Here is a 17742-nt window from a genome sequence, read left to right on the forward strand (position 1 = left end):
TCTATGATTTTAAATAATTAGCACAAATCAAAATATTGGATCTTTATAAATTTGCAGCATAAAAAAACGCCAGCAATTGCCAACGTTTTATTTTTATTGATAACCATTTATATATTAAGTCTTATGTTTACCTTTATGCTCGCTCCATTCTCGGCGCAGTACTGAGAAGCTCTCTAAAGTAACTAACACTGAGGCGATCAGAATGACTAAATCCATAATGATTAATAGCCAGTTACCATCATCATAGAAAGTTTTGAGTTGAATCAGCAAGGCAAATAATGTCATAACTAGTAAGAAACATAATGGCGCTAAAGTGTACCAAACGGTCTTACCCTTACGTAATAAGATAACCGTCACAATCATTAATGTCAGAGCAGCCATTAACTGATTCGTCGTACCGAACAACGGCCAGATAATCATTCCACCCGCTCCATCGATACCGCCTGCGCCAAAAGCTAGTAGCAGACAAGTTCCTACTGCTAGTAAAGTAGCGATCCAGCCTTTAGTCAATGCTGGCAAGTTATAAAATTCACCGAACTCTTGGAAGATATAACGCTGCAAACGTACGCCTGTATCCATAGTAGTACCTGCAAATAATGCAGCCATTACTGTTAGCATAGTTTGTGATAACACCATATCAATCCCAATGCCATTACTCAAAATAGTAGCACCACCATCGATAAAGGCACCGATAGAGCCGTCACCAAAGTTTTGATACACCGCTTGCCAATCACCAAGCGTCGCAAAACCTGCTGTCGCCGCTAAGATAGCGCCAAGCGCTAACATGCCCTCGCCCAAAGCACCAAAGTAGCCCACGAATCGCGCGTCTTCTTCTTTATCGATTTGCTTAGAGGTTGTCCCTGTTGCGACTAAACCATGGAATCCTGATATAGCACCACAGGCAATCGTCACAAACAATAGCGGCACGATAGAGGGAGCACTCATCGGTAAGTCAGTATTGATCGCTGGCGCGACAATATCAGGCGTTGAAATAAAGATTGCGGCATACAATAAAATCAAACCAACGAATAGCTGCAAGCCATTAATATAATCTCGAGGCTGCAATAGCATCCAGACAGGTAGCAATGATGCGACTGCCGCATAAGCAAATAGAATAATGATCCAAACCGCATTGTCTGGAAGACCCATAAAGGTTTCAGGTAGAACGAATGGGAACATAGGCCCTAGATAAATCAGCCCATATAGTGCAGTAACCCCAATAATAGAGACCCAAACAAGGCTCATGTTATAGCGATAAATACACTGACCGATAATAAAGGCTACAACTAAAGCACCCCATACAGGTAATACAGCAGATGGCGTTTTAATCATCATATTGGCAATAGCAACACCAAATACGGCATTAACCATGAGCAGTAATAAGAAAATAACCACCATCATCAGGCTGCGCACTCGCGTACCCATAACGGTACCAGCGATTGAGCCGATGGACTGACCGCGATTGCGCATACTAGCCCAAATCGCTGACATATCATGGATACCTGCCATAAATATCGTGCCAAACACTACCCAAATCACCGCAGGTAACCAACCCCAAATCACCGCGATTGCAGGACCGATAATAGGAGCGGCTCCTGCTACTGAGGTAAAGTGATGTCCCCATAAGACGAACTTATTGGTAGGTACATAATCCACCCCATCTTTCATCGTATGGGCTGGCGTGGGAATACTATTATCTAATCCTAAAATTTTACTCGCTATGAATTTTGAATAAAAAGCATAACCGCATAGCATCAAAGCGACACCGACAACGAGTACAATAGCACTATTCATTTTACTACTCCTTTTGAACTTAGCGCTGTCCATATAGAACAAGACAGTTATTTGTCTACAAGTTTATTATAGTGAACCCAAGAGTCCAAAAAATTAGTATTTCCAAAACGACTACTGTCAACTATTGACTGGCACGTCAACATTAAAATAGGATTGTAAATGATTTGACATACAATGTAACGCTAATAAATCAGTATAATAGCTATAATTTTTAATTAAGTTATCACAACTAAAATTACTACTATAGGTAGCACAATGGCACATTATTTTGGATTTATACCCTCAGATAAATTAAAACAGTTGGCTGCAGAAGCTGAACAAGTTAAACAGTCTGATGAGCAAGTTGATTATTATCCTTATCGCGATGCATTGACCCATCAAACCGCTCATGATCTTATCGATAACTTACTGGAGGGACTGATCGATAACATCCCTAATCCTGAGCGCCAAGTGGCTATGCGTAAAGTGATCACCACTATTGAAAAAGCGGCTGATACTATGTTGAACATTCTATTAGGTAAAGAGAATAATGAAGATATTATACCAAGCTTTAACTTTTTAAGAGATCAGGCTACTTTTATAGATAATGAAGGTGCTAGTCGAGTGGGCTTCAAGCTTAGCGATGAAGATACGCAAACGATCGTTGCAGGTTTTGCAGCGGTTACCCCTGATAATGTTGATGCGGCAAAATTCAGAGAAGCGCTTGAAACGATGAATGAGGCGACCTTGACCCATTTTGTCACTCGCTTTGCTGAAACACTCAAACTGGGCATGATAAAGCGCAAATCTGTGCCTGTCGCTAAAGCCGCTATCGATAAAGGTATGAACATGGCGCTTAATAAACTACTACCAGATCTACCTGATAGCTCGTTAAATCGTTTAGCAAACTATTACCGTCCTTTTATCGTTGTCAAAGCCGACTAATCTTTCGCAGCGCTGCTATTAAAAGTTATTAGCAGCAGACTATTTTTTTTGGATAGCAAGGTTTTATAGGCAAACCTGTTAAACCTTGCTAAAATAAGCAGCACTTTTCACCGAAGGCGCATCCTATGACTCAGATCAGTAATCAAGAAATCGAAAAAACCTTACGTAACTCAGAATGTTTAATTAGCAGTATCGAAGTTGCCGCTGCTTATGAGCGCCTTGCAGCCCAGCTCAACCTGCATTATGTTGGTCTTAATCCTATCGTGATGGTTGTCATGAATGGTGGTCTTATTCCAGCGGGGCAACTGCTCACTCACCTTACCTTCTATCATCGTATGCACTACATTCATGCGACTCGTTATCGTGATAACGAAGGTACTAATGAGCTGGATTGGAAGTTTAAGCCTGAGGTAAACATTAAGGGTGAGCACGTACTGCTCATTGACGATATTTTTGATGAAGGTATTACTCTACAAACAATCGTAGAAGACCTAAGTAAAGAAGATCCTGCATCTATTGAATGTTGTGTGCTACTCAATAAAGAGCATGACCGCAAAACTAAAGATTTTGACGTTGATTTTGTCGGTATCAATGTGGCTGATCGCTATGTATACGGCTGTGGTATGGACTACCATGGTTATTTGCGCCACTTGCCAGGCATCTATGCTATTAAAGAAGATAAAGTATAAATTTAGCAAGTTTTGATTGAATCAGTAAAATAATAAAAAAGCATCCAAATTGGATGCTTTTTTATTGCTATAAATCATGCTATTTCATAATATTATCAAACTGTAGCGCTAACCCTGTATGGCGCTTAGTTGGTGTTTGCACAGCCTTTTCAAAAGCGTGTTTTGTGCTGTATATAGTGACTTGTTTCTTGGCTCGTGTTACTGCGGTATAAATAAGCTCTTTGCTCAGTAATCTTACATGACTATTATCAAAAGCGATTGCCACGTGATCAAATTCAGACCCTTGTGATTTATGAATAGTCATCGCATACGCGGTAGCAATGACCTCATCATTTAGTAAGTCGACCGCAATTCCCTGTGCTTTATTCTCAAAGAATACTTCAAGTCGACTGTTACCCTCTCCTATTTGTAAGCAAAAACCGATATCGCCATTAAATAATCCTAGCTCATAGTTGTTCTGTAGAACCATCACAGGACGACCGTGAAACCAAGTATTCTGACCTAAGGGCAGCTTCAACTCGGTAAGATGCCACTGGGTAAGGTAATTATTAATATAGTGATCACCCCATTCGCCATTATGACCTGCACTAAGTACTCTAAATTGATTAAATGCTTTCATTAATGAAGCAACTGTATTTTCCATTGAATCTGGCATAGATTTTTCTACTGAGTTATTCTGCAAACGTTTAACTTCTTTTATGAAGTTTTGATAACTTGAAGATACTTTTTTTAGAATTTTTTTGTTGCTTAGGCTATTTTTTTTATCATTGTCTTTAGATGCTGCGGCCTGTATTGTATTCATGTTATTTACATTCTGAAACCTCAGCGCTGCATCGCTTTTCAACAACTGCCAAATAGCTTGGGTATCTGTGTTTGCTCTATTTATTTGATAAGCAAGCTTACCGATACCAGAGTCAGCACTGAATCGGCGACTCTCTGTCAACTCTACGTGAATAGGTTGTAATACTGGAATATGGCACAAATCAGCCAATACAGCCCCTGCGTCTACCGCTGCCAACTGGTTCGCATCTCCTAATAATATCAGCCTTGCGCCAGGCTTTACTGCACTCACAAGATAGTTAGCCAGCTCTACTCCTAACATTGATGCTTCATCGACGATAATAATATCTTCACCAAGTGGATTATTAGCGTCATAACGTGGTCTGCCTGTGCGACCAATGCCTAATAAGCGATGGATAGTCTTAGCTTCTTGCAGCTGCAGCTCTATATCCGCGGCATCTATGGCCGACTGTAAAGATTCCTGCATTCGCTGGGCCGCCTTACCCGTCGGTGCCGCTAATGCTAGACTAGCACTGTCTGTGCTGAATCTAATACTTTTACGATCATCTCCCCTACTCTCTGTGGCTTGTTGTAGCGCCATTACTAACTGAGCAACGGTATAGGTCTTGCCTGTACCAGGGCCACCAGTAATGATACTAAAAGCATTATTATTAGCCACAGTAATAGCTGTCACCTGCTGCTCGTTTAGATTTTCGGGTAATGATAGCTCTAAAGGTATTACCTGCTGATCTAAAATATTGCCAATATTATTGGCTAAATTAAACTCCGCTTGCCATGTGCGATGCAACCAAAAAGTGAGCGATACTGTTCGGCCAACTGTGTTCTTGTTATTTATCAGTCGGTAGATGATAGGTTTATTTATTTTGCTTAGGCTATTTTTATTATCATTATCATTTATATCAGCATTGACGTTAGCAAATAAAGAGTGCTCAACAATCAGCTGAACGAGAATGCTTAAGTCGGTATTTTTTAACAACTGATAGAGCGCAAAGACACTCTCAAAACACTTGAGTAATCTCTCTTTTTCATGGTTGCTAAGTGCTAGCTGTGCCCATAGCTGAGCTTGCTTAGCAAACAAAATATCCAACAAATCAAATAGTGATAATATAGCTGTAGTACCTTCTTCTTGAGCAACTGTTTCTTGAATAACTGTTTCCCGAGTAACCATCTGAGTATCAATTAGCGCTAGGATTGGCGCGGCTAACCTCTCTATTAGTTGCTGCTGCCAACGGTATAGAGCAACTACCTCGCCATTGACTTGTCCTTGTAGCGGCTGCTCTTGCTCAGCTGCCTCAATCGTTAATACGGTATGCCCCTCTTCCAAATGGGTCGCCAGTACAACGAATAACGCGCTAAATAAGCCACTGTCTGCTATCTTATCTATCTGCTGGCTATCAGCATGAATCGTTGTTGTATCAGTTGCTTTATAGGCTGAATGCGTCTGCTGACGACGTAGCAAAATATAGTCACTAATATTACTAGCCCAGCTTTCTTGCAAGCTAACTGCCGCCCTGCTCTTACTGTTAGTATTACTCATAAGTTACTGCTCATAAATTATTGCTCGTTATATGCTTAGATATAGTTATTATTTATTTAACGCTTTATTTAGATCGTTATCTAATTAATTTTTAAAGCCTACGATTCTGGCAGGCCAAACAATGCATCTAAAGCCTTGACAAAGTCGATCGGGATATCCCAAGTGACTAGTCCGTAGCGCTCATTATGCATGGAATGGCTGTGATCAGGGTTATTAACTTTTGGTAATACCTTGGTTTCTGGTGAGTCGTCAGTAGCTGACTGAGAATCTGAATCATATACGCCCCGTAAAAAGACATATTCGACAGCACCTAAGTATTTATCCTCATTACCTTGATAATCACTCACTCTCATCGAAAGAAATCGATGCAAGGCTACTTGGTAAATCGCTGCTTGTAACCAATATCCTGCCTTTGACATCGCCTTTTTAAGGGTATCTTCATTATAATCGCTTAGGCTATTTCCTAAATAGTTACTCTTATAATCGACAACATAGTACTTGCCAGCGTACTCATATACCAAATCAATTTCACCACGTAAATAACGATATAAGTGCGTTTTATTTTGCGCGATAAGAGTCACATGCTTATCTGTCTCATTCGGCAGATACTGCTGAAACAGCCTACTGATATCTTGCGCTTTAAAGTGCTCTGACAACCCCATGTTGAAATCTAACTCAGCAAATCTTTGGCTCACATCAAGAGAGCGTAAAGATTGATTGGATGCTAATAATGGCGACTGTAACACCTTTTCAATCCAGTCTATCAAGGCCTGATGTTTGCTAGTATCTACCGAACCAGTATCTATTGATTGGGTATCGGCTAGAGTACTATCTGCTGACTGTTTCGTCTGTAATAGTCGGCTTTGTTGCTCAGCGCTACTGTATATCAATGGCAACTGATAGCTGCTAACCGCTCTATCGATAACTTGAGACCACTGCGATGAATTATTAAAATCAATTTTTTCGAATATTTCATGCAAAAATGTACCAGCATTAGCGCCTTTTACAAAGGTAAAACGAATATCGTCCTCTGACTTAAGACGTAATTCACTAACGGATTCAGCAAGCTCTACCTTACTAGATGATACCGCTTCGACCGATGCTGAGGTCTCTGTCATATCAATATCTATAGCATCGTCAATACGTTCATCCATCACCGCCATCGCTTGTGTGGAGTCATCTAACTGACGGGCTAAAGCGGTAAAACTGGTCTTCGCCCAACCATAGAAATAATCGGTTTTCATGACTTCTGAAAAAGACGCGTACTCAATAGCTTCTGTTATAGGCTTTGTAGCCATGTGATTGATACTAACTGTCGAGCCTATAGACTTAGCAGACTGACCATAGTGATTATCATAGAACTCATTAATATTATGCCCTCTGAGCATACCTGTAGTGCCTTTAAGCCTATCAGGCATCTCAAACTTTGCCTCTGGAGAATCAAACCAGTAGAAGACTGGCTTTAATTCAAAACTTGTTTTATTACTAGGGTCTCTTAACACTACATAAAGCTGCTCACTGGCACGTGTAAAGGCCACATAGCCGAGCCTGCGTAGCTCATCAAAGTCTTCTTGGGTCTCAATATCAGTATAGTAACCCTCTGTAGTCGCAGAGCCTTGCACAGGTGAAAAGCGGCGCTGATTGCTTGTTGATTGCTGCCCTAAAGCTGATTGATCTTGGAGCTCGCTGTCTTGTTGGCCATTATACAAGTACAGTCCATAATCTTCCTTATTGCCTGACTTGCGACTGGCATCACCCATACCCAGTGCATAGACAATCGGAAATTCTAATCCCTTAGATTTGTGAATAGTCATCAGTTGTACACCAGACTCGGTAGGCAGCGGATATTGCTTGGCCCAATCACTATTAGGAGCTGCGTCTATATGTTGTCTGAACCAAGCCAATAGCTCATGCTCACCCATACCTATGCCGTACTGCGCCATAATGTCCATCACGTGACGCAAATCCATGATATGACGGTCGCCTTCTGGATGAGCCGCTAATGCTTGCCAGACTCCTTGCGGCTGCACTGGGCTTTTATCCAATAGATAATGCAGTGCTGATAAGATACCAAAGTGCTGCCAGCGCTGCGCCCCTTCTTTGAGGTAAGTAATAAAGTCTTGATAGCTTTTTTTATGAGTACCAGCGGAGGTGCTTTTTACATCAAAACTACTTATATCAAAGCTATTCACTGTTAGCCCTGAATCATGATCCATCATCATGGCTTTGACTTGTTTGATACTCAGTCCATATAGATGACTGGTCAGCACGCGATTAATCATGTCATGGCGATAAGGGTATAGCATAGCACTGAGTAGCGCGGCCACGTCTTCGGCCATGATGGTCTCAAAGATGCTGACATCGCTAGTGGTCAAGGTCGGTACTTTGAGCTTAACCAATTCATCCTCAACCTGCTTTAGATCTTTTTTGGTGCGTGCCAGCACACCAATATCGCTTGGCTGGATAGGCTTTCCCTTTAGGGTCTGATTACTACCGAGTAAAGTGGCAATATGGCGCGCGGTGATCTCAAACTCATCGTAATCCAGCGTTTTTTCTTTATCATAAGGCAAGTGTAATAAGCTTACTGACTGAGCAGAGAGCACCTCAGTGACTAAAGGGCTGTCTTGATCTAACTCATTAGACCAAGACAGCTGGCTCTGTGTTCTTGCAGCTTTGATATGTTGATAATAAATACCACTACCTAGCTGTGATAGCTTATTGTCAGCTGTCTTTGCGGTTGGCATACCAAACCAGCAGTTCAAGGCATTAATAACACTAGCGTTTGAACGACGGTTGATATTAAGCGTCCAGATACTGCTGTTTTCAAACTGGGCTTTCATATAGTTATAGTTAGCGACATCACCACCACGAAATCCATAAATAGCTTGCTTTGGATCACCAACCAATAGCAAGAACTCATGACTGGCTTTCTTGTTACTTGACTGCTGATCATTAGCAGACGGTTTAGGTTTGCTCTTAGGCAAATAGATACTTTCAATCATCGTAGCCTGCTCGCCATTGATATCTTGCGACTCATCAATGAGAGCGACAGGATAGTGATGACGAATATAACGTGCCAGCTTCTCTCCTTGCCGACCGGTTAATGCTTGGTTTAAGCGTACCATTTGCAAGCTAAAGGTAGTTTCACCGCGTTCTTCTAGGATAACCGGCAGTCTGTCACGAACCGCCAGCACGATATGGCGATTGAGATTGGCTAAAATAGTAATAACGTAGTCATCGAGCTTTTTGCTTTCTTCAATATACCGTTTAAAGTCACGAACCACCTGCAACTCATTAAATATCAAATTAACTCTTTCGCCGTCTTTTGGCTTGTAGAACTGTTTGCCTATATCATCAGTTTTCTGAAAAGCTTCAATTAACTTTCCAGTATAAGTTTTTTTGTCTGATATGAACTTATAAGCGGCGGGACCAGACTCTTCTAACACTTGAACGATTTTCGGCCAAGACTCTCTGTTATTCTGCAACTGTCCTTTGGGAACTTCATAATATTCGCCGTCAGGCTTAAAGAAAGCATCAAGCTCATCGCTGCGCTCAATGATACTGTGGATAAGCCGCTCATAACCCTCAAAAGAAAAATCACTGCTCACAACTTCATTAATCGGCGCAGAAACAAAATTCAGCGACCGAGTCACATAACTTTTATGATCGCCAACCGCCGTCAGCTTACCTTGCTGATCCATTAGCGCATATAGTTTAGGCTGCTCATGATACAGCCTACTTTGAAACTGACGCAGCTCATCATGAACAATACTGTCCGTCACTTGCTCAATACTGCTGTCTTCAATAATAGCCATGCCTTGCTGATGACCGGTCTCGCTGCTATATTCGGTGAGCCACTTTTGCGCCAAGCTATCGAGCGTCCCGACGAACAGTTTATCTAGCGTGGTTAATACCAGTGCGGTGCGGCGAAGAGCTTCAGTCATTGGATAGCTATAGACATGATCAAGCAAAAACCCAAGCAAATGCAGGTTAATTGGATCTTGCATGATGTCATCTAAGCGGGCGTATTTAGCTTGTTCTACTAACCACGTTTCACGCTCTTTTTTTGCTTTTATTTTTAGTTGAGCGTTGTTTTCAGTAGCGGCTTGTTTATCATGTTGCTCATCATCGGCAAGGTCTTGATTTAATTCGTCAGCGCTAGTCTTAGCACTTAAATCTGTATCTGTCCTTGAGTCCTTATCTACTAACTTATCCTTGCTACTTTCAGGCGTCACCTGTAACACATCAGGATATAAATCAGACTTATTATTAAGATCAGCACTCAAGCTGTTGATCCACTGTAGCAATTGATAAAACTCTACCAAGCGATCGTGAATACGCTGACGCATCTCAGCAGCAGCGGCGCGAGTAAAGGTAGTGGCAATGATTTGCTCGGGGGCACGCCTTGCCTCAATCAACAGACGTAGCACGATACCCGTCAGTGTCCAAGTCTTACCTGTACCAGCTGAGGCCTCAATGAGATGTCGACCCGTTAATGCAACATCGACGGCTGGTACAACATCCGCTTTACGTTCACTTATATCGTCACTATCATTACCTAGCTGTTGTGGCAATGTAGATATATTATTTATATAGGTCAGGTCGGTTAAATCAGTCATAGGAGCGCACACTTTTTATTATTATTCGTTAAAGCTATTTATTAAATTTATATATTAAAACCAGTCATTTGATATGACCATCTAATTCTGTAAAGGCTCTAGTGCAGTAAACATCGGCTCGTATAGTGGCTGTGCTAAGGTTATCAACGCTGATGATAGCGCTTTAAAGGCATCTTGATCACGTAGGACGTACTGCCAAATAGCATGCTGCGAACAGGTATCGTATACCGCGTCTATATGGTAGCTCGCTCTTAGCCAATCTGAGAAGTCTGCTCGTTTTGGCCAGTAACTGCCTTCTTGACCTTCTTCGGCTTTTACACGCTTTTCAAGATAACTTAGTGCATATTCTGGCAATAAGGTAATGGGTACTTGGCCTGATAGCTTGGCAAACATCGCCCACTTGACCAATTCAACCACTGCCTCTTCGTATAAGATGGGTTTTAACTTAAAAGCGATTGCGTTCTCATATTTCTTAACGCCCGATCTGGGCTTATTGAAGCGCCAGATACTTACTCCATCCTCTAAGGCCACTTGCTCGCTAGTGGTACGTCTAGCAACTTGCCAATACACATGTGCTAACCAAAACTTGAGTAGATGCTTAGGGTCGGCAGAGTTAGGGAGGATATTTAACCAGTACTTAGGTGTTCGATCAGCATAGGGCATGCCAGCCTGTAGATGAGAGCGACTGTTGCTGTTATTTATAGATGTTGATTCTGATGTTGGTGCTAATATTGGTACTTGTATTGGCACTGAGCCTTTTATTTTAATAACTTCAGGTAGTCGCTTGAGTAGCGATTCATGCTCGGTAAGATTTAGCACAGCTGACAGCTCTATCTGCACCGGTTGTTCGGTAGTTGGGGTAAGCAGTTGCAAAGCTGTTGCATCATCTATACCGTTTTGTCCACCCTGATTAACTAAACCAATCTCATCAAAGCCATTCGCGATTAACTGCTCTTTAAACGCTAAGCATTGCTGTTGCAGCTTTTTATATTGATTCGGCAAGGTCGTTTGACGAGCCACCCCTGCTGGCATGATTTTTTGGTACATCAAAGTTTGGCTAGTGCTTTGTGTTACCTTATTGGCAATATCATTATCGCTCGCCAGCTCCTTAAGCAGATGCTCCTTAATCTGATAAGTCGTCAAACCGTCCAAAAACAGTGGCTCTTGCTGCGCTATTGCCTCCTCGCCTTGCACCACATGCACCTCTTGAGTATGCAAAAACGCCTTGGCAGGATGACGCACTTGGTAGGCGAGCACCCCTTCAACATCTATCTCGCCAATGTTAAATACGCTATCAAAAAGGGTTTTATCAAGCGTTTCAGAATGAGCGGTGGGACTACTGCCATCACAAATACTGTCTAGCGCCAGCATATCAGCCAATGCAGACAAGGTTTGACTATCGACTTGTCCGAGTTGACCTAAGCCTTGACCAAGCAGTTGAGCGATGGATTCATACTGTATCTTTGTAGGCAAGCAAACCAATGGCGGATGCTCGCTAGCAACGCGCCCCTTTAGAGTATTAAATACAGCTTGCCATAGTGGTGCGGGAGGAAATTGTTTTTTCTGAGCTAATTTCGTCTTACGCATGGCTGTATTTAAGAGAGCATCTAGCTCATCAATACTATCCGTTTTACTGCTACCAACAGGGCTATGGTATTTAGCATCGCCTTGAGTCTGATCAGCACTCTCATCGCTATTAATACTATGAGACGCTTGCTCAGAGATATCCGTGTTTTCATAAACATCAGTGTCAACGACTGTTTCGAACAGACTCTCATGGAAAGGTAGTGCAGGATGCTCAGTGACCAGCCACTGTTGAATCAACTTAGGTAAGTAACGTTTGAGGCTCTCGGTAGTTGAATCAACGCTTTTAGGTAAAACGTCTAGTGAATCCAGAGAGTTTACTTGCCACTGCACTTCACCTTGCAAAAAATGTAGCAATTCACTCACTGGGTTGGCTGGCAGGTGCTCATGAGTATCGGTCAGGCTCTGACCATTATAGAATATCCAGCAAGCACTACGCGCGCACAGCAGCGCATCCAAAAACGCACCATTATCATCATCTTCGCTGACTCTGTCACCTCGGCGAGCGTTAGTAGTTTTCATCAAATCATAACGATTGTCACGATCACGCCCAGGGAATTCCGACAGATCCATATTGAGCATAACGACCAGCTCAAAAGGTACGTTCCTCAAGGCGCCAAATTTACCAAAGGTAATCACGCCAGTGGGCTCCGCACTCACTTGCTGACTCTCAAGCTCGGCTTCGATACTATCCAGCATAAAGCTCAGCTTGAGCGGTAGCTGCTCAACACCTGCCAGCTTTTGCTCGACTTCTTTTTTGTTGGCACTATTAGCATTGTTAGCACTGTCGCTGCTAGAGTATTGCCTGTAATGACGATTGGCACGCAGGCTAGACTTAAAGCCATTCATAGCATTATAAATAGCGCGCATAGTACGCGTTTGATCAATATCACCGAAATAACGATGAATCACTTGGGTCTCAATCTGATCAAGCCAATCCTCTGCTTTCATCTTTTGGGTATGGTCATTACGGCGCGCTACCAAACCAGTATAAATACGGCAAAGGGCTTCAACGATCATGGCATCATTAAGGCTCACTTGTGGCAGCGGTAAGCTCATCTCAGGCATTGCCGTACTCGGCCACTCCTCCTCTGCTAAGGGATATAAGCAATCGCTTGAGCTGGCCTCTGGCATTACTAGCCCTAATACTAATCTATCTAGCGCTTGCGCAAAGCTAAAGCGATAATCAAAGTCGTTACTGTCTAAGGTTTGCTTAAGGTGCCATTCATCAAAGCCGCGGATAAAGCCCGCTTCTACCAGCAAATCGCAACCACGGCTCATCTGCTCATGAGTTAGCCCAAAGCTCTCGAACAAGGGCGGTAGCATCAACCAATCCAAAACCTCAGCCGCCTCAAAACGAGCGCTATGACTGCCGAGCAGCTTATAAAAGCCAATAATAGCTTCCCATAACTGACGAATATCGGCATCGACCACACCCGTGACTTTGGCAGGCAAGGTTAAGCCGTCTTGACCTTTACCACTGACGAAAATAGAGCTAATCAGCGCATGATGGCGCTCAACATCAGGTAGCAGTACTACGATGTCCGATATATGGCGCTTTTTTTCGCCAAGTCTGATAGGTTCATTCAACCAGCGCCCAACCATAATACGCATTACTTCAAGCTGACGTTGCAGGCTATGACACGAATGTATGCTTAGGCTATTATCTTGTGCAGACATGGCCCAAAAGCGATCTTTCTCAAAGCGCTTACTCTCTAATGCCTCATCGTCATACCAAGGTGTTTGTGACTCCTGTTGATCCTGTTGTTCAAGGCCTAGCTCTATCTGCTTGCCTACCTCCTGCGACACTTTTGCAGCGGTCGCTTGTTGGGTCGACTGCTCATCAAGCATTAAGACATCATTTTGCAAACGCCGTAATAAACTCGGACTATTTTGCGTAGCTTGAGCACTTTTATTAACGTTAACATCAACATCAAACTCATCATGCCAGTCCCTATTTAAATCATCATTAAAGCCATTATCGCCAACATCAAAGCTATCTTGCCACTCTACCAGTTCATCTTGATATTGCTCATTGCCCGACAAATTAGCCAGCATCGCAAAAGTATCACGTGACTGTTTACCCAGACGCGACAGCAAGCTATGCCCATAGTCGCGCAGGAACACGCTTTCAGGATTAATAATCTGCTGGCGTTGCAGCCAAGACTTATCGACAATATCCGCCCAAAATAGCTTGGAGGGATTGTAGTGCAGTAGCAAGATATCCATATATTTCGATAAGCGCTGTAGAAAGTCGAGCTCAGTCTGCGGCAGTTGCTGAATAGTAAAAATACGCAGCACTTTTGGCAATTGCTCGCGCTCATTAGCTTTATTGCTCTCTAAAGCCGACCAAAAGGTGTCCTCAAGAGCCACACGGTGCAGATGCACATCGGCAAAGAGCTGCGACCATAAAAAACGCTGAGCCACTTCCAACTCCACATAATGCTCAACCAACCACTCAGGCGTACCACGTGCATATTTATCAAAGCGCAGTGACAGCTCATCCTTTTCGACTATCAACTCATCGACATTAAGTGGCTTGTTATGCGACCACAGCGTTAACCAATCTTCACGATGGGTCAAATAGCGGTTAAACACCCGCGCCAAATCGCTTGCCAGCTGCCAAATACGCGCATCTTGTCGCGCTTTATCTGCTTCGACTGCTTGTTGTTGCGGCTCATCTATCAGCGATGCCAATAGCGGATGAACAGGATGCTGTTCATTTTTGACGATCGACTCTTGATAATAAGTCAAATAGCCGAATAATCGCCACTGCATGACCGTTGGTGATAATACCGCCACCTCAGGCACACTTAAGGTTGTCGCTCCAGGGTCTAGCTCTAATAAATAGGCGTTATGACGGCTTAGCACATTTTGCATCAGCGTCCACTGATACTGCCCCCAAAAAGTAGTAGTGACCAGAGTGCTAATACCCGCTTGGCTGGCAATCGATTTATCCAACCAATCGCCTAACACCATCGAGGGTACAATGACGATAAACTCTGCAAAAATAGGTTGGTTCTTTGCCTTGTAAGCAGTCAATAACTCATCTACTAAATATTCGGTGCGGTGTGACTGGATAATTTTAAACATAAGTGACGATCTAATTAGGATGGAGGAATAAAAGGCAGGAAATAGCAGTCACGTTAATAAAAGCATTAACGCCGATAACGAAACGAAAATCGTTACTCATAAAAACATCTATGACAATACTTATAAAGGTATGTTTTGCAGTCGTGGCTGCTATTTTTTTCTGTTAAGATAACGGCGCTTGAATTAGTGTGCCATCGATAGGGGTAGTTTACCAGCATACTATCTCAATACTGGCCTAATACTTGCTCAATAATCACTGATATGAAATAGCTTACGACAGATAGTGTCGTACTATATATGAAACACCTTATACAACAAGAGCTGTAACCTATGAGAGACTACAAGTTAGTATTCGCCGGACTAGTATTGTTATTCATATTCATTATTTTTGGTGTCTTCTCATGGCTATGGATTAATAATCAAAAAAATACTAACCCGCTACCTATCTTGAGCGGTAAAGACGTACAACTAGTGCAAGAAAGTGCCGAAGAAGATAGCGATGAGGTCAAAAACAACGCGGATGCGAATACGCTATATATTCAAGCGCAGCAGCCTTTGCAAGTACCTTTAGATGAAGTCATCGTCAGATTTGAGGCACGTTACCCACAGATTCAAGTATTGACTAATTACGTGCCAGCGACCGCTCTGTTAACGCTCGACAATACCAACGCTACTGATATAGTTATTGCTGAGGATCAGCTCTCAGACTCTCTATTAAGCCTACTACAAGATGAGCTCGATAGAAATGTAAAAAACAATATTGTTAATCCACCCGTACAAAGCGGTGCTGATACAGACCCTGAAGAAATAGCAGCAGAAAACAGTGAAGCTCGTACTCTAAATCCGTTTGGTTATGCTATAAAAAACTCACAAATGCTCGAAGGCGTGATTGTAAGTGCTAAACCTGTGGCTATTAACTTCCGCAACTTCCTAATCTCAAGCACTGGGCAAGACATTTTAAGAGAGTATCAGTTCGATGATATTAATGGATATCAAAATAGTGTCGATGATTTATTTAACCCGACGTCAGATGGAAAAACAACTACAGAAAAAACTGAGGTGGTCAAAGACGCTCTAACCAATAGTGAATAACGGATTGGTATCTTTTGCTATCTGGGTAAACCATAAACTCTATTCAGCGATTGCTTTTATAGCTATATTTTTTTACAATGAGCCCTTATGCGCCTATAGCTCAACAGGATAGAGCAGTTGCCTCCTAAGCGATCGATCCGAGTTCGAGTCTTGGTGGGCGCACCATATTACTATAACACAACACCCCATATTACCCCGTAAGCCTTAGGCTACGGGGTTTTTTAATATCTACAAATAACCTTAACTTACCTTAATTACCCAAAACTATCTATTGCATACCGTAATTAATGCGGTATTATTTACGGTATAGTTAAAAATAACTAAAATGGATACCGTAAAATCATGGCAAAAACCAAGCAGCCTTTAACTCATACTCAAGTTAACCAAGCTAAGCCAGCTGATAAACCATACAAATTGACTGACGGTGGTGGTATGTACTTGTATGTTAGCGTCGCTGGCACGAAATCATGGCGTATTGATTATCCCGCGCCTTTAACAAAAAAAAGAGTGACTATTACCTTAGGAAAATTCCCTGAAATTACACATTTTATCTTAATCTTTGGTATGAACGTGACCTTGCACCAGTTGTAAAAAACCTCTTTATTGATGTTTGTTTTTCAGTAATCGAGTGTAAACAGTATTTTGCCATATAGCGCACCAATGACGTTGGTTCGATTTCTGGCTTGCCAGTTGTAACTGTCAATGCAAAGGCTGCCAATGAGGGCATAACCGTTGGACTGATATCATAAAAGACGGCAGCTACAGCATAACTCAAACTATCAAAAGCGTCTGATATAGTCAATTCACTATAAAAATGACATAGCGCTGCTGGGATAAATTTTGTGCAGCCTCTGTGATAACAGTACGCCAGTAAAATTTATACCAGTAGTGTGTTTAAATTTATAACCATTTCACTTTGAGCTGACTCTAGCATCGCACTAATAATACCTAGATCAAGATGCTAATAGGTTGGCTATTTAGCATTCAAAACGCTATGTTCTAAGTAGTTTATTAATAGGTCTGTTTAGGTGGCTTTTATAAAACATCGCATTAAACATACTCATGACAAGTAATGCTTTTTTGTTTTTTATCAAAAATTAATTCTACTGTACCTCCACGCCCAACTACGTAACCACTAGCACTATCTTCTTGTATATCTATATCGCCTTTTGGCAACTTGAATTGTGGACGTAACGTTGTAAACTTATCATCTTTAAAATATAAGTCTAATTGGTGCCATTCATAGCCCACTTGAAATTCAATTTTTAGCAAAGGCTTTCCGAAAGCCATGGAGTTATTTAAGGTATAAGTAGTATGTTCAACTATATCTTCGGTTTCTAAGTTATATCTTTCTTTTTTGATTACATTTAATATGCTAATAATGGATGAATCGTAACGTGGAGATAGCGTATCAGGTAAATTTACATAACCACATCCTGACAACATGGGTTTTAAATATTGAGTCCAATCTGTCGCAGCATTAACCTGTATCAGATTACCTAGGAATAACCCCGCTAATATTATAGGTAGTATTTTCATATGCCTTTGCTCCTTTAAAAAATCTAATATTTTTTGGATTGCTTATAAATATCTTGGATTCAACATTGAA

The 17742-nt window shown here is 41.9% G+C and carries 9 protein-coding genes and 1 tRNA gene; 5 read left to right on the top strand and 5 right to left on the bottom strand.

The features are described from left to right. Window positions 1-114: 114 nt before the first annotated feature. On the bottom strand, window positions 115-1794 hold the full coding sequence (locus tag ACR63T_RS06980; RefSeq protein WP_305898180.1) for a carbon starvation CstA family protein: 1680 nt from the start codon (window positions 1792-1794) through the stop codon (window positions 115-117). Between the two features lie 255 nt (window positions 1795-2049). On the opposite strand from ACR63T_RS06980, the gene ACR63T_RS06985 reads away from it, so the two are divergent. Both ACR63T_RS06985 and ACR63T_RS06990 read left to right on the top strand, forming a co-directional pair. Then, window positions 2050-2718 (top strand): hypothetical protein, encoded by a 669-nt coding sequence (locus tag ACR63T_RS06985; protein WP_305898181.1) that lies wholly within the window; start codon window positions 2050-2052, stop codon window positions 2716-2718. A 125-nt stretch (window positions 2719-2843) separates the two neighbouring features. Beyond that, window positions 2844-3407, top strand: a complete 564-nt coding sequence (locus tag ACR63T_RS06990) for a hypoxanthine-guanine phosphoribosyltransferase (RefSeq protein ID WP_472783496.1) — start codon at window positions 2844-2846, stop codon at window positions 3405-3407. A gap of 79 nt (window positions 3408-3486) precedes the next feature. On the opposite strand, the gene recD is transcribed toward ACR63T_RS06990, so the two are convergent. From recD to ACR63T_RS07005, 3 genes are all read right to left on the bottom strand, one after another. Then, complete coding sequence (recD, locus tag ACR63T_RS06995; protein WP_472783497.1) at window positions 3487-5745, bottom strand: exodeoxyribonuclease V subunit alpha; 2259 nt, start codon at window positions 5743-5745, stop codon at window positions 3487-3489. Between the two features lie 98 nt (window positions 5746-5843). After that, window positions 5844-10364 (bottom strand): UvrD-helicase domain-containing protein, encoded by a 4521-nt coding sequence (locus tag ACR63T_RS07000; RefSeq protein WP_472783498.1) that lies wholly within the window; start codon window positions 10362-10364, stop codon window positions 5844-5846. Window positions 10365-10445: 81 nt separating this feature from the next. Beyond that, window positions 10446-15041 carry an exodeoxyribonuclease V subunit gamma gene (locus ACR63T_RS07005; protein WP_472783499.1) on the bottom strand — a complete coding sequence of 1532 codons (4596 nt, stop codon included), beginning with the start codon at window positions 15039-15041 and terminating at the stop codon, window positions 10446-10448. Between the two features lie 330 nt (window positions 15042-15371). On the opposite strand from ACR63T_RS07005, the gene ACR63T_RS07010 reads away from it, so the two are divergent. From ACR63T_RS07010 to ACR63T_RS07020, 3 genes are all read left to right on the top strand, one after another. After that, window positions 15372-16133 carry a hypothetical protein gene (locus ACR63T_RS07010; RefSeq protein WP_305898185.1) on the top strand — a complete coding sequence of 254 codons (762 nt, stop codon included), beginning with the start codon at window positions 15372-15374 and terminating at the stop codon, window positions 16131-16133. An 89-nt stretch (window positions 16134-16222) separates the two neighbouring features. Next, window positions 16223-16298: transfer RNA gene (locus ACR63T_RS07015), tRNA-Arg, on the top strand. Window positions 16299-16475: 177 nt separating this feature from the next. Further along, window positions 16476-16724 (top strand): integrase arm-type DNA-binding domain-containing protein, encoded by a 249-nt coding sequence (locus tag ACR63T_RS07020; RefSeq protein WP_472783500.1) that lies wholly within the window; start codon window positions 16476-16478, stop codon window positions 16722-16724. A gap of 459 nt (window positions 16725-17183) precedes the next feature. Here ACR63T_RS07020 and ACR63T_RS07025 read toward each other — a convergent pair whose 3' ends face one another. Then, window positions 17184-17672: a hypothetical protein gene (locus ACR63T_RS07025; RefSeq protein WP_472783501.1), complete on the bottom strand. Its 489-nt coding sequence runs from the start codon at window positions 17670-17672 to the stop codon at window positions 17184-17186. Window positions 17673-17742: the final 70 nt, after the last annotated feature.

The organism is Psychrobacter sp. M17(2026) (assembly GCF_055699815.1).